This is a genomic window from Mycobacterium colombiense (genome assembly GCF_003284935.1).
Classification (GTDB): Bacteria; Actinomycetota; Actinomycetes; order Mycobacteriales; family Mycobacteriaceae; genus Mycobacterium; species Mycobacterium arosiense_A.
The window spans coordinates 1-18,356 of record NZ_QMEV01000083.1; the positions used below are offsets into that span (position 1 = coordinate 1).

General features: G+C 66.4%; 17 protein-coding genes and 1 tRNA gene. 5 read left to right on the top strand and 13 right to left on the bottom strand.

From position 1 onward, the window contains the following. Positions 1 to 29 precede the first annotated feature (29 nt). The 10 genes from DQP57_RS23615 to DQP57_RS23670 all read right to left on the bottom strand — a co-directional run bounded on the left by DQP57_RS23615 (position 30) and on the right by DQP57_RS23670 (position 9,795). Positions 30 to 1,168, bottom strand: a protein-coding gene (locus DQP57_RS23615; protein WP_112635047.1) for an IS3 family transposase whose coding sequence is annotated in 2 segments (ribosomal slippage) — positions 30 to 898 and positions 898 to 1,168 — 1,140 coding nt in all. Because the reading frame shifts where the segments join, the coding sequence is not laid out codon by codon here. A gap of 61 nt (positions 1,169 to 1,229) precedes the next feature. Then, positions 1,230 to 1,913 carry a site-specific integrase gene (locus DQP57_RS23620; protein ID WP_240631865.1) on the bottom strand — a complete coding sequence of 228 codons (684 nt, stop codon included), beginning with the start codon at positions 1,911 to 1,913 and terminating at the stop codon, positions 1,230 to 1,232. A 400-nt stretch (positions 1,914 to 2,313) separates the two neighbouring features. Next, a complete protein-coding gene (locus DQP57_RS26705) occupies positions 2,314 to 2,973 on the bottom strand; it encodes a hypothetical protein (RefSeq protein ID WP_133259301.1) in 660 nt (219 codons plus the stop codon). A gap of 161 nt (positions 2,974 to 3,134) precedes the next feature. Then, positions 3,135 to 4,031, bottom strand: coding sequence for a restriction endonuclease (locus tag DQP57_RS23635; protein WP_112635050.1), 897 nt, complete (start codon positions 4,029 to 4,031; stop codon positions 3,135 to 3,137). Positions 4,032 to 4,092: 61 nt separating this feature from the next. Beyond that, positions 4,093 to 4,169, bottom strand: a tRNA-Ile gene (locus tag DQP57_RS23640). 326 nt (positions 4,170 to 4,495) lie between these two features. Next, entirely contained in the window at positions 4,496 to 4,843 is a 348-nt protein-coding gene (locus DQP57_RS23650; protein WP_112635061.1) for a hypothetical protein, read from the bottom strand. Between the two features lie 395 nt (positions 4,844 to 5,238). Continuing rightward, entirely contained in the window at positions 5,239 to 5,661 is a 423-nt protein-coding gene (locus DQP57_RS23655) for a hypothetical protein (RefSeq protein ID WP_112635051.1), read from the bottom strand. Between the two features lie 348 nt (positions 5,662 to 6,009). Continuing rightward, positions 6,010 to 6,867, bottom strand: coding sequence for a carboxymuconolactone decarboxylase family protein (locus DQP57_RS23660; RefSeq protein ID WP_112635052.1), 858 nt, complete (start codon positions 6,865 to 6,867; stop codon positions 6,010 to 6,012). A gap of 40 nt (positions 6,868 to 6,907) precedes the next feature. Continuing rightward, on the bottom strand, positions 6,908 to 8,281 hold the full coding sequence (locus DQP57_RS23665; RefSeq protein ID WP_112635053.1) for a TldD/PmbA family protein: 1,374 nt from the start codon (positions 8,279 to 8,281) through the stop codon (positions 6,908 to 6,910). Next, on the bottom strand, positions 8,278 to 9,795 hold the full coding sequence (locus tag DQP57_RS23670; RefSeq protein ID WP_112635054.1) for a TldD/PmbA family protein: 1,518 nt from the start codon (positions 9,793 to 9,795) through the stop codon (positions 8,278 to 8,280). The genes DQP57_RS23665 and DQP57_RS23670 overlap by 4 nt, the downstream gene beginning before the upstream one ends. Positions 9,796 to 9,874: 79 nt before the next feature. Here DQP57_RS23670 and DQP57_RS23675 point away from each other — a divergent pair, with 79 nt between their 5' ends. The 3 genes from DQP57_RS23675 to DQP57_RS23685 are packed head-to-tail and all read left to right on the top strand — an operon-like array spanning position 9,875 to position 12,886. Then, positions 9,875 to 10,738 (top strand): carbohydrate ABC transporter permease, encoded by an 864-nt coding sequence (locus tag DQP57_RS23675; protein WP_205869220.1) that lies wholly within the window; start codon positions 9,875 to 9,877, stop codon positions 10,736 to 10,738. Further along, the gene (locus tag DQP57_RS23680) at positions 10,725 to 11,549 is read left to right on the top strand and encodes a carbohydrate ABC transporter permease (protein ID WP_112635056.1); all 825 of its coding nucleotides are present in this window, start codon (positions 10,725 to 10,727) and stop codon (positions 11,547 to 11,549) included. Before DQP57_RS23675 ends, DQP57_RS23680 begins: the two co-directional genes overlap by 14 nt. Then, a complete protein-coding gene (locus tag DQP57_RS23685) occupies positions 11,546 to 12,886 on the top strand; it encodes an extracellular solute-binding protein (RefSeq protein WP_112635057.1) in 1,341 nt (446 codons plus the stop codon). Before DQP57_RS23680 ends, DQP57_RS23685 begins: the two co-directional genes overlap by 4 nt. Positions 12,887 to 12,889: 3 nt before the next feature. Here the strand turns inward: DQP57_RS23685 and DQP57_RS23690 are convergent, their stop codons facing one another. The 3 genes from DQP57_RS23690 to DQP57_RS23700 are packed head-to-tail and all read right to left on the bottom strand — an operon-like array spanning position 12,890 to position 17,257. Then, positions 12,890 to 14,350, bottom strand: a complete 1,461-nt coding sequence (locus tag DQP57_RS23690) for an amino acid permease (RefSeq protein ID WP_112635058.1) — start codon at positions 14,348 to 14,350, stop codon at positions 12,890 to 12,892. A 13-nt stretch (positions 14,351 to 14,363) separates the two neighbouring features. Continuing rightward, complete coding sequence (locus DQP57_RS23695; protein WP_112635059.1) at positions 14,364 to 15,218, bottom strand: energy-coupling factor transporter transmembrane component T family protein; 855 nt, start codon at positions 15,216 to 15,218, stop codon at positions 14,364 to 14,366. Then, positions 15,215 to 17,257, bottom strand: coding sequence for an ATP-binding cassette domain-containing protein (locus DQP57_RS23700; RefSeq protein WP_205869219.1), 2,043 nt, complete (start codon positions 17,255 to 17,257; stop codon positions 15,215 to 15,217). Before DQP57_RS23700 ends, DQP57_RS23695 begins: the two co-directional genes overlap by 4 nt. 108 nt (positions 17,258 to 17,365) lie before the next feature. Between DQP57_RS23700 and DQP57_RS23705 the strand changes: the two genes are divergently transcribed. Then, entirely contained in the window at positions 17,366 to 17,854 is a 489-nt protein-coding gene (locus DQP57_RS23705) for a MarR family winged helix-turn-helix transcriptional regulator (protein ID WP_112635060.1), read from the top strand. Between the two features lie 128 nt (positions 17,855 to 17,982). Next, a partial coding sequence (locus DQP57_RS23710) for an FHA domain-containing protein (protein ID WP_240631866.1) occupies positions 17,983 to 18,356 on the top strand: 374 nt, incomplete at its 3' end.

Consider the following 18,356-nt stretch of genomic DNA (forward strand, 5'->3'; position numbering starts at 1 on the left):
TGAGGGGGACCCGTTTGGTGGTCCAGTCGCTATGCAACTTTCGGTTGGTGGGCCGTGGCCCACTGTAGGGCAAACTCGGCCGGGGTGAGTTCGCCGTGGGCGGTGTGGGGTCGGTTGGCGTTGTAGTCGCGACGCCAGTCCTCGATGATCACTCTGGCTTCCAGCAGGGAGTCGAAGCGCCACGAGTTGAGCAGTTCGTCACGTAGCCTGCCGTTGAACGATTCGATGAATGCGTTCTGCCATGGCGAGCCGGGATCGATGAAAAGTGAACCGGCACTGTTGAATCGGCACCAATCGGCCACCGCGTGCGCGACGAACTCCGGGCCATTGTCGAAGCGCACATAGTGCGGCGCTCCGTGCGCCAGGGCGAGGCCTTCCAGCACGGCGACCACGCCGTCGGCGTCGATGCTGCGGTCGACCTCGATGGCCAGGGCTTCGCGGGTGAACTCATCGATCACGTTGAGCATCTTCAACGTGCGGCCATCGGCGGTGGTGTCGAACTGGAAGTCCATCGCCCAGATGACATTCGGCCGAATCGGTGACATCGCGCCCACGGCGACACCGATACCGGACAAACGCTTCTTACGGCGCCGCTGAGGGACCCGCAGGCCCTCCTCGCGCCACAGCCGCCGGATGCGCTTGTTGTTGACCCGCCTACCCGCTCGGCGGGCCATCTTGGCCGCCCGCCGCCACCCCCAGCGGGGCCGGTCGGTGGAGAACCGGCGCAGCCAGGCACGTAGCTCGGATTCCTCGGTGCTGATCGGTGGCGGCGTCAGGCGCATCGTGGAACGGTGCAGACCGACGACGGTACAGGCGCGGCGTTCAGAGACCCCGAACCGCTCGCGCAGCATGGTCGCTGCGCGGCGTTTGCGGTTCGGGGTCAGAAGTTTCCCGACCCGATCTCCTTGAGCATGTCGATGTCGAGGGCTTGGTTGGCGACCAGTTTCTTGAGGCGGGCGTTCTCGGCCTCGAGCTCTTTGAGCCGCTTGGCGTCGTTGGCCTTCATGCCGCCGTACTGGGCCAGCCAGCGATGCCACGTCGATTCCGCGATCTCCAAATGCCGACACACCTCGGCCGCCTCTTGGCCCGAGGCGAGCAGCTTGTTGCCCTCGGCGAGTTTGCGGATTATCTGATCCGGCGTATGCCGCCGGCGCTTGTTCGATGCCATGTCGTCGTCGATTCTTCCTGCCCGAACACTCGGGCAACAGAGTCCCACAACGACTGGACCACTACGACGGGCTCACCTCACGTGCGTCGGCTTGCTCGCTATCTGTGACAGCTGCGCGGGCCTTCTTCTTGGTGCGTGCAATGCGTACGGCTCCTACGGTTCCCGCAATGTCCGAGAGCGTGACGTCCTGCACTTGTAGGCCTTGCAGCTCGGCTGCGCGAACGCCCGTGTAGGCGGTGAACAGCACCGCCAACGCGTACACCGAGTTACTGCGCTCGGTGGCTATCCAGTCATATAGCGCTGCAACTTCGTTGCTTGCCAACGGGCGGTGCTTGAAGGGCTCCCTACCTGCGGTAGCTCGCCGCTTGGTGCTGTGCCGACGGTTCACCACCACGGGATTAGCGGCAATGGCCTGATCGTCCACGGCCACATCCAGTATCCGCTTGAGCGCTCCGACGATGTGCTTCACCGTTTTAGGTGAGCGCTGCACATTTGCGCGCTTCCGCCGGGCCGTGGCAGCACTGGCTTTACCGCGCGTGACGTAGGACCGTTCCTGATGCGGCGCTAGAAGATCGGCCCGAAACTGAGCCACGTCCGCAGTGGTGATGGAAGCCACTGGCTTGCTACCGAATACCGGCGCTATGTGGGTGCGGTACAGCTTTTCGTAACCCTGGATAGTTGTCGGGTCGATGGTGCCCGGTGCCGCCGGGTCACGAGCACGCCGCCCCGGCAGAGGGCGGTGCATACCGGCCTAAGGCTCCCAGCATGGTCGACCCACCGCGTCGAGCACGGCGCAGTGAGGCGCGGGGTTACCCCGGCGACGTGATCGCTTATTGAGCAGGCCGGGCTGGTTCACCAGCAGTGCCCAGCCCGGCCCCAAACCGGCCCGGTGGCGGGTTTCGCTGGCCCGTCGCCCGCCGCCGGCTGCCATTTCGCGGGTCACGATGTCGACCCAAATCGGGGTGTGCGCTTGCCAGCCGGGTCGTCACCCGGCTAGCTTCGACCTGTACCACCGGTCTCTGGATCGCGTATCCAGATGCCTCCCTACGGGGCTGCGGGGTCGGGCAGGGCACAATCCTGCTCGGCCCCGGTAGGGCTCAACTCACCTGCGTCCAGGCTTCAACGGAGTTAAGCCCCAAGCCTTATCATTGGTCCTCCTCATTCGCCTTCGGATTGGCGGCTTCCCTCTCCTGTCGCAGCCGTTCGACGACCGCGTGGGAGGCGTAGTAATCAATATCGCCCTTCTTGTCACGCCTGATGAGCTTCTCCTTCGCCGCACGAGCCAACGCGTTGCCAAAGGCGTTATCGGCCCGCTCCCACAGCCGTTCCATCTCTTCTCGCGGAAACTTTTGAAAGAAAACGATTTTCAGCTCATCACGTGAGATGACCTTGTCAACCTCATCCACGACATCGGCGACCATTTGCGTGGAGCGCAGGCGTCGTCCTTCCCCGCCTCGTGCGAGGTACTTAGCGATAGGAGACGTTTCGGGGATCGCTGCAGCGGCCGGTCCTTCATCTTCCGTTTGGAGTTCCGGCTCAAGAGATTCGTCGTCTTCATGGGCGGGCGCATCATCGAAGCGGTGGGGCTCATGCTGGCGACCCATATCGCTTTCACGCACCGCACCCTTGTGGCCTTCAAGACTCGATTCCTCGAGCCGCTCCAACGACTGGATCGCATCCCGGAGACGACCCAGGCGAGATTCCATGGCGGCGAGGCGCTGTTGCACGTCCGCGACCTCGCCACTCACCGTCTCGTACTCGCCCCTGAGCTCCTCAAGAGCATGGCGGACGCTGGAATTACCCACGTGTGAGACCGTACACGTATGCGCCCCAACTTGAAAGCTTTGGGTACGGGTTGGGGCCTCTTATCGGCGTGTCGTCCCTCGGCGTGTCGGGGTTGGCGACCCGTTTATGAGGACAACGTAAGAAGTGATGGGGCCTATGAGGAGATTGGGGCGCGTGTGAATCACTTCTTGGGCTCCAACGACACGAAGTAGTCGGCCTCCACCTTCACGTCCTCCACGACGCGCTCGGTGGTGGTGACGCCGATGGCATTGTCCTTCAACAGATCGCACAGGCGGTCGCCGTCGATCAAGTCGATGGGCGGTGCACCGTCGCGCTTCGCCTCCGTGCGGGCATCGTTGGTGAACGTCCCGGTCGTGATCAACAAACCCTTCTCACCGCGACCGGCCATCGCGCCACGGAAGTCGCGCACGGCTGACGCGCCCACGCTGCCCTTATATCGCTTGCACTGGAAAAACACCGGGAAGCTCAGCAGCGAGATTTGGTAGACGCCAAGGCCGTCGATGCCGCCGTCACCTGTTCGACCGGTGACCACCGCACTGCTGAATCCCGACTCTCGCAGCAGGCGCTGGGCGAGGCGCTCGAACGCAGTCGGGGACATCTTCAGCAGCGTCTCCAGAAGAGCGTCCTTCCAGTCAGCCTCGGCTTCCGCCTCCACCTGGTCCAATTCGGTGGATACGTCCTGCTTCGTCCCGGCCTTCTTCTTGTTGCCCTTCTTCTTGTTATACGAGTTGACGAACTGCTGATGCAGCGGAGCGATGTCCGCCTGCTTCGCTGCCTGGCCGGTCTCCGTGACCGTCCACACCCCGCGCTTGCTGTTGGTGAGCAGCCCCATCCCTTTGAGGTACGTCCGCGCCCACGCGAGGCGGTATTGGATTTCAGTCTGCGGTCCATCACCGTGGAGAACTGCCTGCTGATCCTCCGAGAAATGCTCGCGATCGATCACCGCGGCGTCGAGTTCCGCGATGGACGCTGACCCACCCAGACCGATCGCGGACTGAAGCGTGGGCCAGAGCATGTCGGTATATGGCGGCACCGTCGCTGTCACGGACAACAGCATCCCAGAGATTTCCGACAGTTACTGGCGCGCCGCGCACCCGTCTCGCCAGTAAACCGCTCGTTGGTGCCCCCGGCCGGACTTGAACCGGCGACCAACCGATTATGAGTCGGCGGCTCTAACCAACTGAGCTACAGGGGCGTGCCGGACAAGGGTAACGGTGTGCTTCGCGCCCCCGGCGACACGCTCGCCCCTAGTCGCCGGGGTAACGCCGAGGTGAACGGACTGCCGGACTACTGCGTAGAGCATCTACCAGGCCAAACCGGGCACAGCGGGTGGTTCCGTAATCGGATTATGAGTCCGCGGCTCTAACCAACTGAGCTACCGCCCCGACGGGATAGTTCCGTACGAAACCGTAGCCGAAGACCGAAGTCGATGTGCGTCGGGCGGCGGCGGTGAGCCGACGCACTCGGTGGGCGCCCCGCCGCGGGAGCGCCCACCGGCACTACGCCGTTATGCCGCCAAGATCAGGCGGGCGCCGGCCCTTGCTGCCCGGCTTGAGACTTGATCTTGGGAATCATCTCGGGCGCGTAGACGAAGATCGCCGACTCCACCTCCCATTCGGCCTGGGCCTGGCTCATCGGCGTCGTACGGGTAATCATGTTGATCAGCTCCTGACCCTCGCCGTACGGGTTGGGGTTGGACCGAACCTGATCGGCGAACCAACGGCCCTCAGCAGCCTCATGGCAGTCGCTGTAATCCGCGTTGTGCACCATCTTGTTCTGCGCCAGCAGTTTGACGTACTGGTCGTCGGCGGGCGTCAAATTGCAGGCCGCCGAGGCCTGCGGCGCTGACACCGCAGCCGCACCGAACATCGCGGCCCCCAGCGCAATGCCGGCGGCCCCCGCTGCCAGCGCCTGCGCGCGCGATCGTGTCGTTGCCACTTCTCTAGAACCCCCTCGTCACGGAATGTGTTCGCTCTTCTTTCGCGGCAACGATTGGGTACCACCGCCAAACAGCGCGGCAAACGACGCTTCCCGCAAACAGCGCGTGAACAGCGCCTAACTAAAATTACTGTGCGAGAAACTATTCGGATCTGGGCTGGTAACGCGCTGGGCCCCAGGCGAGCAACCCGTCGGGCATCTTGCTGACGCCCATCGCCAGCGGCGCTTTGGAGTTAGCCAACAGCCGAAAACGGCCGCGAGGGTGAAGTCCTCACGACCGTTTACGCTTGAAAAGCTCAGAAGGCGTTGCGCGGCAACGGCTCTCGCTAGGCCGTCGGCCAGTTTGCCTTCGCGGCCTGGTCTTTGATCTTCGGGATCAGGTCCGGCGCGTAGACGTAGATCGCCGACTCGACCTCCCACTCGGCCTGGGCCTGAGTCAACGGCGTGGTGTTCGTGATCATGTTGACCAGCTCCTGGCCCTCACCGAACGGGTTGGGGTTGGACCGAACCTGATCGGCGAACCAACGGCCCTCAGCAGCCTCGTGGCAATCGCTGTAATCGGCGTTGTGCACCATCTTGTTCTGCGCGAGCAGGTTGATGTACTGATCGTCGGCCGGGCTCAAATTGCACGTAGCCGAGGCTAACGGAGCTGACAGCACGGCGCCGCCGAGCATCGAGGCACCCAGCGCGACGCCGGCAGCCCAGACCGATGCCACTCGAGTGCGCGAGCGTGTACCGGTGGTGGTCATTTGCGAACCTCCCTCTGCGCCGAACGCAATCGTTTCCGACGCCACCCAAGCTAGAAATCCTGCGAACAACTGACACGGAGAGCCACGCGGACCGCGGGCCACTGACGCACGATCCATGGCCATCCGGCTCGGGCCACGCTGCCATCTCGTTACCGTCACAAATTTGTTCACATAAGTCTCAGTGACCGCGCTTAAGTTAGCGAATGACCCCCGCACACAGCGGAAACGTACGCTTGCGCGTCCGTGTACGAATGGTTAACATTTCGTGCTCTTGGTCCGGCCGAGCCGGCCGGTGCAACAGCGAAGGGCGTTGCGGCTCCATCCGAGCGGCGCCGCCGCCGGGGGATATCAGCTAAATACCGTCTGGCCGTCCACGTCGAGCAAGTACCGCTCGGTGCCGCTCTCCACCCGTGGGGCGTCGGCCCCCAATGACACGGCCACCTTGTTACTGGCATTTCGCATGATGTCGAAGGTGAGCTCGATGGCCTCCGCCTCGGAGAACCGTGAGCGCACCTCGACGACATCGTCGGCGACGAGGTGCGCAGGGGTCCAAATTAACCCATCGGTGTACCGCAGCGCTGCTTTAGCGCGGTCGTCGAGCAAACTCGACGATCCGTACCGCTCGATCTCGTCGTACAGCGTTTCCGAACCGCCGGCATCGAGCGCGCCGCCCTCGCGTAACGAGTTGCACAACCGGCAATTGTGTTGGGCCGCCCCGCGTAATCGGACCAATTCCGAGGTGACCGGATCGAGCGCACGCATTCGCGCCACCGCGATTAAAAAGTCATTGAACACCGGATCCGACGGGTCGGTGGAGTGATCCCAGCTGATCGGGCCGTCCACCCAACCGAGGTATTGCGCACCGACCCCGAGCGCCTCCAGCCCGGCCCGCACCCTGGGGATGAAGTCGGCGATATACATCTGCACGACGACACCAAAGGTGGCCTCCCCGAGGTTCTTCCACAACCGGGATCGCTGCTCGGCGGTGATCGACGAGACGTCGGCGCTGAATTGTTCGGCGAATTCCGCGACGGCGGCCTCCGCCTCCGATGCGGGCTCGCCCACCTCGACGCCGGCGGGCAGCGGTGGCAGCGACATCGTCTGCGCGCACACCCGGCGCACCAGTGCCGCGATGCGGCCGTCGCCCGGAGTCAACGCCACGAGCCGCGTGAGCTGGTCTTCTCGAACCGAAACCGGAGCCGCCATCCGTCACACGCTAGAACTCGTGGCGCCCCGCGGCAATGAATTACTGGGCCTGGCTCACCGAGGACATGTGGAAGTCCGGTATCCGCAGCGACGGCATCGCGGCCCGGGTGGCCCAATCGCCCCATTCGCGCGGCAGGGTCTTCTCGCTGACCCCGGCCTCGGTGGCCCGTCGCAGCAGGTCCAGCGGGCTTTCGTTGAACCGGAAGTTGTTGACCGCGGCGGTCACCTGGCCGTCCTCGATGAGATAGACGCCGTCGCGGGTCAGCCCGGTGAACAACAAGGTGGTGGGGTCGACGACGCGGATGTACCACAGCGTCGTCAGCAGCAGGCCACGCCCGGTGGCCGCGATCATGTCGTCCTGGCTGGCGCTTCCCCCGGTCATCACCAGGTTGTCGGCGGCCACCGCGACGTCGGCGTCGTATTTGGCGGCCGTGGCCCGCGGATAGGCCAACGCGTTGATCACCCCGTCGCGGATCCAGTCCACCTGGCCGATCTCCATGCCGTTGTCGAACGCCGACACCGTCTCCGAGGAACTGCTCACCGCAACGAACGGCGTGCAGGCCAGGCCCGGCGCCATCGGATCGGAGAACAACGTCAGCGGCAGGTCGGTGAGCCGCTCCCCCACCCGGGTTCCGCCGCCGGGAGCCGAAAACGCGGTCCGGCCCTCCTGCGCGCCGCGGCCGGCCATCGACCACGCCATGTAGATCATCATGTCGGCCACCGTCGACGGCGGCATGATGGTCTCGTAGCGCCCGGCCGGCAATTCGACGCTGCGCTCCGCCCAGCCCAGCCGCGTCGACAGCTGCTCGAGCAGCGAATCGGTTGGCACATCGACGAAGTCGGGTGTGCCGACGCCCGCCCAGGCGCTGGCGTCGCCGCGCTTGGCGTTGATCTCCACCGCACCGGTGGGCTGGGTGAAGCGCCGCCGCAAGCCGGTCGAGGACGCCAGGAACGTCGTCGAAACACTATGGTGGGCAAAGCCATACAGCCGATCCTGGCCGCGGAAGGCGCGGCTCAGCGAGTCGGCGACGTCGGAGAAAACCAGGGGTCCGGTGCCGGGCACCGGCGCGTCCCAATCGGCGGGCACCCCGCTGTCGCCGAGCAGCGGCGCGGCGTCACCCGCCTCGGGCGCCGCGCCGGCCGCCTCCTGCGACGCCGCCACTAGACCCAGCAGCACCCGCGGGTCGGCCTCGGCGGACACGACCGTGCCGATGCGCGCGGTCGACCCGCGACGCACCACGGAAATCACGGTCACGCTGCGGCTCACCGAAACCCCGTTGGTGGTCATCGAATTGCCCGCCCAGCGCAGGGTCGCCTCGACCTTGTCGGTGACCAGCACCATGGTCTCGTCGGCGCGGCCGAGCTTGGCCGCCTCGTCGAGCACGATGCTGACGACGTGCTGCGGAGTGATCATCGGCCGCCCTCGGTGCGGGTGTTGAGCACGTTGACCCCGCGGAACAACGCCGACGGGGAGCCGTGGCTGACCGCCGCGATCTGCCCGGGCTGGGCCTTGCCGCAGTTGAACGCCCCACCCAGGCGCCAGGTCGACGGGCCACCCACGGCCTCCATCGAATTCCAGAAGTCGGTCGTGGTGGCCTGGTAGGCGACGTCGCGCAGTTGACCGTCGAGGCGGCCGTCACGAATCTGGAAGAACCGCTGGCCGGTGAATTGAAAGTTGTAGCGCTGCATGTCGATTGACCACGATTTGTCGCCGACGATGTAAATGCCGTCCTCGACCCGCCCGATCAGGTCGTCGGTGCTGATGTCGTCGGGCGCCGGTTGCAACGAGACGTTGGCCATGCGCTGGATCGGCACGTGATGCGGCGAGTCGGCATACGAGCATCCGTTGGACCGCGGCTGCCCCAGGCGCCGCGCGAAGACCCGGTCGAGCTGATAACCGGTGAAGATCCCGTCGCGCACCAGGTCCCAGCTTTGCGCGGCCACCCCCTCGTCGTCATAACCGATGGTGGCCAAGCCGAATTCGACTGTGCGGTCGGCGGTCACGTTCATCACCGGCGACCCGTACCGCATGGTGCCCAGTTTGTCCGGCGTGGCGAAGGACGTCCCGGCGTAGGCGGCCTCGTAACCGATGGCGCGGTCGTATTCGGTTGCGTGGCCGATGGATTCGTGAATCGTCAGCCACAGGTTGCTCGGATCGATCACCAAGTCCTTGGGTCCGGGAACGACGCTGGGCGCCTTGATCTTTTCGGCCAGCAACGACGGCAGCTGCGCCAGCTCGTCGGTCCAATTCCACACTTCGTCGCCGACCAGCACCTCCCAGCCCCGCCCCATCGGCGGCGCCAGGGTGCGCATGGAATCGAAACTGCCGGCCGCGGGGTCGACGGTCACCGCCTCCAGCGAGGGCAGCACCCGCACCCGCTGCTGGGTGATCGACGAGCCGAAAGTGTCGGCGTAGAACGTCTGCTCCTTGACGGCCGTCAGCAGCGCCGACACGTGATTGATGCCGTCGGCGCTCAGCAGTCGCCCGGAGTAGTCCTCCAGCACGGCGATCTTGTCGGTGGTCGAGATGTCGAACGGGTCGATCCGATAGTCCGACACCCAGGCCGCGTCCGCATAGACCGGTTCGGGCGCCAACTCGACGCGCTCGCTGCTCAGCGTCGCCAGCGTCGTGGCCACCTGCACCGCGCGGCGGGCGGTCTCGGCGGCCACCGACGGCACCAATTCCGCGTGCGAGGCGAATCCCCAGGTGCCGTCAACGATCACTCGCACCGCCACGCCCACCTCACGGTTGATCACCGCGGTCTCCAGCTCGCCGTCGCGCAGCTGGATGATTTCGGTGACGATGCGGTGAACCCGCAGGTCGGCGTGCGTGGCCCCGGCCGCCTTGGCCGCCGAGAGCGCGGCTTCGGCGAGGTCGTGGCGCGGCAGGTCCAGGAAGTCGGCATCGATCCCCCGGTTCGGTGTCACGGCTCCACCGTAACGGCCGCTCCCCCCAAACCGCGGCGGCGCCCGCTTTAATTAGCCCATGGCCGGCGCGGCACACGGGATGCATCCTCGATCCACCGCGCTGGGCTACGCGTTGCTCGCGCCCAGCCTGTTCGGCGTGCTCGCCTTTCTGCTGCTGCCCATCCTGGTGGTGCTCTGGCTGAGCCTGTGCCGATGGGATCTGCTCGGCCCGCTGCACTTCGTCGGCCTGTCCAATTGGCGTTCGGTGCTGACCGACGCGGGCTTCGGCAACTCCCTGATCGTCACGATCGTCTTCGTGGCCATCGTGGTGCCGGCGCAGACGGCGCTGGGATTGCTGGCCGCCACCATGCTGGCCCGCCAGCTTCCCGGCACCGGGCTGTTTCGCACCTTGTATGTGCTGCCGTGGATTTGCGCTCCGCTGGCCATCGCGGTGCTGTGGCGCTGGATCCTGGCCCCCACCGATGGCGCGGTGAGCACCGTGCTGGGACACAGCATCGAATGGTTGTCGGATCCCAGCTTCGCACTGCCGCTCGTCTCGGCCGTGGTGGTGTGGACCAACGTCGGCTACGTGTCGTTGTCGTTCCTGGCGGGACTGCTGGCCATTCCCGACGAGATCCATGCCGCCGCACGCACCGACGGCGCCACCGCGTGGCAACGGTTCTGGCGTATCACCATGCCCATGCTGCGCCCGACGACCTTCTTTGTGCTGGTGACCGGGATCGTCAGCACCGCACAGGTTTTCGACATGGTGTACGCGCTGACCGGCGGCGGTCCGGCGGGCAGCACTGACCTGGTGGCCCATCGCATCTACGCCGAGGCGTTCGGCTCGGCGGCCATCGGCCGGGCGTCCGTCATGGCCGTGGTGCTGTTCGTGATCCTGATCGGCGTCACCCTGGTCCAGCATCTGTATTTCCGGCGACGGATCAGCTATGACCTCACCTAGTCGACCCGCCAATGTGGTGATCTACGCCGGCCTTTCGCTAGGTGCGTTGATCACGTTGGCTCCCTTCGTCCTCGGATTGATGACGTCATTCACCTCCGCACACCAGTTCGTCACCGGCACCCCGTTGCAGCTGCCGCGACCGCCCACCCTGTCCAATTTCGCCGACCTGGCCGGAGCGGGGTTCGGCCGGGCGGCCGCGGTGACCGCGTTGATGACGGCGGTGATCCTGGTGGGCCAGTTGACCTTTTCCGTGCTCGCGGGATACGCCTTCGCACGCTTGCAGTTCCCCGGGCGTGACGCGCTGTTCTGGGTGTACATCGCGACGTTGATGGTGCCCGGGACGGTCACCGTGGTGCCGATGTACCTCATGATGGCCCAGCTCGGTCTGCGCAACACGTTCTGGGCGTTGGTGCTGCCCTTCATGTTCGGCTCGCCGTACGCGATCTTCCTGCTGCGCGAGCACTTCCGGATCATCCCGAACGACTTGATCAACGCCGCCCGTCTGGACGGGGCCAACACGTTGGACGTGATCGTGCACGTGGTGATCCCGTCGAGTCGTCCGGTCCTTGCCGCGCTGGCGTTGATCACGGTGGTCTCGCAGTGGAACAACTTCATGTGGCCGTTGGTGATCACCAGCGGGCACAAGTGGCGGGTGCTCACCGTCGCGACCGCGGATCTGCAGTCGCGGTTCAACTCCCAGTGGACGTTGGTGATGGCGGCGACGACCGTCGCGATCGCCCCGCTGATCGCACTGTTCGTCGTGTTCCAGCGCCACATCGTCGCGTCGATCGTCGTCTCGGGACTCAAGTGACCCGGCTCCGCTTCTCCACCGTCGTCGCGGGCGCCGTCGCACTCGTCGCCGTGTTGCTGGCCGCGGCCGCGGTGCTGCTCGATTACTCGGGCCGGCCCCACGGCGGCAAAACCGTCGTCACGGTGCGGATCTGGGGCGATCAGATCGGGGCGGCCTATCGAGAATCGTTCCAGGCCTTCACCCGCGCGCACCCCGACATCGACGTGCACCTGAACCTGGTGGCCTACTCGACCTACTTCAACACCCTGCGCACCGATGTGGCCGGCGGCAGCGCCGACGACATCTTCTGGCTGTCCAACGCCTACCTGGCGGCGTACGCCGACAGCGGCCGCCTAATGAACATCGGCGAAGCGCTAGGGCCCCACGCCGCCTCGGATTGGGAGCGTCCGGTCGTCGAGCAGTTCACCCGCAACGGCGCGCTGTGGGGCGTGCCGCAGCTGACCGATGCGGGAATCGCCTTGTACTACAACGCGGACCTGCTCGCGGCGGCCGGCGTCGCGCCTGCCGACCTGAGCGCCTTGCGGTGGAGCCCCGACGGCGGCGACACCTTGCGACCCCTGCTGGGCAGGCTCACCGTCGACGCCGACGGAAACCGCGGTGACACAGCGCGTTTCGATGCCGGACGGGTGCGGCAGTGGGCGTACAACGCGGCCAACGACCCACAGGGCATCTACCTGAATTACATCGGATCGGCGGGCGGCGTATTCCAGCGCGGCGACACCTTCGCGTTCGCCAACCCCGCTGCCGTGGCGGCCTTTCGGTATCTGGTCGACCTGATCAACCGCGACCACGTCGCACCGCCCGCCGCCGACACCAACGACAACGGCGACTTCTCCCGCAACCAGTTCCTGGCCGGCAGGATGGCGCTGTTTCAGTCCGGCACCTACAACCTGGCTCCGGTGGCCCGCGACGCCCGCTTCCACTGGGGGCTGGCGATGATGCCCGCCGGGCCGGCCGGCCGGGTGAGCGTCACCAACGGCATTGCCGCGGCGGGTAATGCGGCGACGAAGCATCCCGACGCGGTGCGCCAGGTGCTGGCCTGGATGGGCAGCAAGCAGGGCAACGAATATCTGGGCCGCTCCGGTGCGGCCATCCCGGCGGTGTCCTCGGCGCAGCCTGTGTACTTCCGGTACTGGGCCAACAAAGGTGTGGACGTCACGCCCTTCTTCGTCGTGCTGAATGGTCCGCGCATCGCGGCCCCCGGCGGTGCGGGGTTTGCCGCCGGCAACGATGCCTTGCAGCCGTACTTCGACGAAATGTTCTTGGGCCGCGGTGATGTCGCCACGACGCTGCAGCGGGCTCAGGCGGCGGCCAACAACGCCGCCGCGCGCCAGTGAAACCTATTCACCGGGCCTCGCTTCCGATGACCGCTCGACGGTGTCCCCGTTGAGCGCGCTGTGGTGGCGGCCCCAGACGAAATAGAAGACCAACGCCAGTGACACCCAGCCGCCGAACGCGATCCAGGTGTACCAGTGCAAACTCGCCAGGATGTACCCGCAGGCCGCCACCGAAAGGACCGGCGTGACGGGATAACCCGGCACCTTGAATCCCCGTGGTAGGTCGGGCTCGCGCACCCGCAACACGATCACCCCGACGGAGACGACGACGAACGCGGTGAGCGTGCCGATCGACACCATGTCCGCGAGCTTTTGCAGCGGAATGAAGGCGGCCAGGGCCGAGGCCACGATGGCGACGATCACCGTGTTGTTCACCGGTGTCATGGTGCGCGCGTTCACCGTCGCGAACCTCGCGGGCAGCAGCCCGTCACGGCCCATGGCGAACAGGATGCGGGTCAGCCCGTACATGGTGACCAGTGTGACGCTGAAGATCGAAATGACCGCGCCGGCAGCCAGAATGGTGCCGGCCCAGCCGCCATGCGTGACGTTGTCAAGGATCGTCGCGAGCCCGGCTTCCTGCTGGCCGGCGAAGTTCTGCCAGGGCTGTGTCCCCAACGCGGCCAGCGCCACGAAGACGTAGACGCCGGTGACCGTCAGCAAAGCGCCGATCAGCGCGCGCGGCATGGTCTTCTGCGGGTTCTTCACCTCGTCACCCGCGGTGGACACCGCGTCCAGGCCGATGTAGGAGAAGAAGATGGTGCCGGCCGCCGACCCGATACCGGAAACACCGAAGGGCGCGAAGTCACGCAGATGGCTCACGTCGAAAGCCGTGAAAGCGACGACACCGAAGACGACGAGCACACCGAGTTTGATCATCACCATGATCGCGTTGACCCTGGCCGATTCGCTGGCGCCGCGGACGAGCAGCAGCGCACACATCACGATCAACACGACCGCGGGCACATTCAGATAGCCGGGTTGCGCATCCCACGGCGCGGCCGAGATGGCTTGCGGCAGCTGAAATCCCAGGACGTTGCTCAGCAGCTTGTTCAGGTAGCCGCTCCAGTTGACCGCGACCGCGGCGGTCGCCACGCCATATTCCAGGAGCAGGCAGGCCGCCACGGCCACGGCCACGACCTCCCCCAGGGTGGTGTACGCGTAGGAATACGACGATCCCGAGACCGGCACCGCCGACGCCAATTCGGCGTAGCAGAGGGCCGCGAGGCCGGCGGCGATGCCGGCGAGGAGGAAGGAGACGATCACCCCCGGGCCGGCCTCGGGGACGGCCTGCGACATGACGAAGAAGATGCCGGTGCCGATCGTCGAGCCGACCCCGAACATGGTCAGCTGGAAGGTTCCGATACCGCGCTTGAGGTGGTCGGCGGCCCCGTGTGCGACGTGTGCCCCCACCACCGGGCGCCGCCGGAGCATCTGCTCCATCAGGCTGATCGACGTGGCTGGCAAGTGCCCGACTTGCCTAGTGGAATTGCAGCATCGAGTCGATGACCACACCGGTGGCGCCCGCGGCGGCGGTGATGCCGAGGGTCACCCAGTCCGCCAGTTTCGGTCGCGCCGGCGCGGCCGACAGCTGGCCGATGCCGCCCCGGGCGGTGATGGCGTCGCCCATCTCGTCGGCCCGGCGCAACGTCACAACGATTGCCGCCGTGAGGAGGTCGATCATGTCGCGGGCCTGCTGGCGCCGGCGTGCCCGGCGGCTGCGCAGTTCCTGGTTGGGGCGCAATCGCCGCGCGGCGTAGAGCACTTGGAATTCTTCGATCAACATCGGAAAGGCGCGCAGCGCCAGCGCCAGGGCGACGGCCCATTCGTCAGTTGGAATGCGCAGCCACCGCAACGGTCTGCCCAAAGTTGCCAGCGCCGGGCCCATTTCGGCGACGTTGGTGGTCCACGACAGCATCGCGCCCAGCCCGATCAACACGATCGACAACGCGGTGACCCGCACGAAATGCAGCGTTCCGCCCAACCCGATGTGTACTCCGGCTATCTCGATCACCGGGGCGCCGGCGCCCAGCGCGGCGGTGATGCCGCCCACCGCGAGGGCAATCCATATCCAGCGCCGTGGCGAGGGCACCGCGCCGCGGGGAACGTGGGCAAGCCGGGCCGCGGTTATCAGCAAGACCAACATCAGCCCGACGGTCGCCCAGCCCGGGTAGAAGGTCAGCAGTATCGAAACCGCCAGTACCACAAGCAGCTTGGTGCCGGCCCACAGTTCGTGGATCTTCGATGTCCCCGGTACCGGCACCAGCAGCACCACCGGGCGGGGGGTGCGGCGGGTGCGCTCGGGCGCCGGCTTGGTGTCCGCGGGCGCGGTCATGGCATCCCTCCCGCCGCGGTCGACGCCGTCTCCAGCATTCCGTCGCGCAGGAACAGGGCCCGCGGGCAGAGCTCCTCCAGGCCGACAATGTCGTGGGAGATCACCACCACGGTCAGACCTCGTTCCCTCCGCAGGTTTTCCAGCAGCCGCAGCAGGCCGCGCTGGCTGCCGACGTCCAATCCCGCCAGTGGCTCATCGAGGACCAGCGCCCGCGGCGTACGCGCCAGCAGTCCGGCCAGCACCACGCGGCGCATCTGGCCGCCGCTGAGTTGGTCGATGCGTCGCTTGCCCATCGCCGGCTCGAGTCCCACCGAGATCAGCGCCTCGGCGACACGATCCTCGTCGAGGTGTGAAAAGCCCGCTGCCGATGCGACTTCGGCGTCGACGTGATCGCGCATCAACTGCAGTCGGGCCGACTGGAACGACAGCGCGACCTCGCCCACGCGTTCGTGGGTGGGTTCGCCATCGATCAGGCAGACGCCGCTGGTCGGGTTCGTCAGGCCGGCCATGATCCACGCCAGGGTCGATTTTCCCGAGCCGTTGCCGCCGTGGATCAACACGCCGTCGCCCTGCTCCACGACGAAGCTGATGTCGCGCAGGGCGACCTTGGACCACGGTGTGCCACTGGCGTATTCGTGGCCGACATCGATGAGTTCCAGCACCGGCGTGCCCGAGCTGTGGTCGACGGCAACGGCAGGAGCCGGGGTGGTCGCGGTCTCGGCCGTCACCGTGTTATCCGGCGAGTCGCTGAGTTCGATGATGCGGTCGGCGGATGCGGCCTCGTTGTCGTAGTGGGTGATGTGGACCAAAGCCGTCTGGTGTCGCTTGGCGAGACCGGATAGCACACCCAGCAAGGCATCTCGGCCCTGCTGGTCGACCATGGTGGTGACCTCGTCGGCGATGAGCAGCGCCGGATCCCGCGCCAGCGCGGCCGCGAGTGCGAGGCGCTGCAGTTCCCCACCGGACAGACTTCCGGTGTCGCGTTCGGCTAGTCCGTCGAGGCCGACCTCGTGCAGCAATTGCTCGACGTCGATCTCGGCGTCCGCCGGCAACCCCCACACCACGTCGTCGGCGACCCTGGTGCCCAAGACCTGACTCTTGGGGTGCTGCAAGACAATCGCCGTGCCGCCCATCTCACCGAGGCCGACCGCTCCCGGGCGCTCGACGCTGCCTGCCGTCGGCGCCCGGCCGGCCAGGATCAGCATCAAGGTGGTTTTTCCCGAACCGTTGGCCCCGGTCACCGCGATGTGTTCGCCCACCCGGACATCGAGACTGACCTCACGCAGCGCGTCTCGCTCGGCGCCGGGGTAGCGGAACCGGACCTTGTCCAACCGCACCGGCACCGGCCCCACCGGCGTGCGACGGGTCCGCGCATCCTCGGAGGTGTCCAGCTTGTGGACGTCGGGGATCTTGCGCATCCGCTCCAAGAGGCGAGCCAGCGCCGACCAGCTGATGAACGAGACGATGACCACCAGCAGGACCATGTACGGGAAGATCAACAACGGCCAGTGCTGTATGCCGTCGGCGACGTACCGCTTGAGCCCGACACCGACGCCGTGCAGGTGCACCCAATCCAGGAATGCCGCGACCCCGTTGGCGTTGGCGGTGATGACATCGAAGAACAAGCGCCGCAACCGGGTCAGCACCGCCAGCACCGCGACCCATCCGGCGCCCCACAGGACTCCCGCGACCAAGGACAGCAGGGCGACCGTCGGCAACCCCCGGCCTTTGCGCTTGACGATTCCGCACAATCCGCCGACCCAGGCGCAATCGATCAGCATGAACAGGCTGCCCAGCCCGGCGATCAAAAAGGCGACCACCCCACCGGCGACCGTCGCAGCCATCAGTGCCCGGGGCCGGTAGCGGTAGGCCAGCAATCCCATGGGCACCGTGCCCAGCACGCCCAGGCCTTGAGCGAATGGGATTACCGCCGCGAGGATCTCGATCGCCGCGCAGAGGGCCCCCATGACCGCGGCCTGTGCCAACTCGTTCGGCCGCAGGGACCCTTCCCCGGATCGCCGAAAACGCAGCAAGGTCACTTGGGCGATTCTGCCAGCCTGGCGCAGGAGTGTCCGCTGAAGATGGGTTTTGCGCGGCACGCGTCGTCGTTTCGGCCTCGCTTAGCAAAGCTATGCAACCATGGATACATGGACAATGTCGTCGATACCGCAAAGCTCGAGGGAGCGCAGGGGCTGGGAGCCGATCTGCTGGCCGTGGTCGCGCGGCTCAACCGGCTGGCCACTCAGCGCATCCAGATGCCCTTGCCCGCAGCGCAGGCCAGGCTGCTGGCCACCATCGAAGCCCACGGGGAAGCCCGAATCGGTGACCTGGCCGCCGTCGATCATTGTTCGCAACCGACGATGACCACGCAGGTGCGCCGGCTCGAGGAGGCGGGCCTGGTCACCCGTATGGTCGACCCCGGCGATGCGCGTGCGGTCCGGATCCGGATCACGGCCGAGGGCAGGCGCACGCTCAACGCGGTCCGGGCCGACCGCGCCGCGGCGATCGAACCGCAGTTGGCGCTGCTCGACTCCGCGGACCGTCAGGTGCTGATGCAAGCGGTCGACGTGCTGCGCCGGCTGCTCGACGACGCGTCGCTGGCCACCTCGCTGGCGGGCCGGCGCAACCCGCTGTGAACGACGCGACGCTGGATGGCGCTCGACCAGGGGTAGACACTTAAGCGAGCGCGGTGACCGGCGCCTGACGGGCGGGCAGTCCCGCAGGCGAGACCGAATGAGCTGACCGGTGACGAAAGGTGGCGGCCATGCCGACCGAGGCTTCGGCCCTTCCGGCCTCGCTGACCGTATGGGCCGGACCGACGAGGTATGTGTTCACCCCAGGCCGCGACGTGATCGTGGGTTACGGCCCGGGTTGTGACATCCCGCTGGAGCGTCTCGGCAACCCGCCGCAACCGCCCCCGGCACCGCGGGTGGACGTGATCGTGCGGTTCACCGGAACCGTCTGGGTGGCCATCGATCTGAGCCGCCGCGGCATTTTCGTCAACGCAACCCGGATGCCGACCGTCGAGGTCCACGACGGTCTGGCCATCAGCATCGGGGATCCCCAGCGCGGGCCCCGGCTGGTCTTTCACACCGCGCCCTCGCCCGCCCCACCGGGACACCCGCCGGTTCCGCAGGG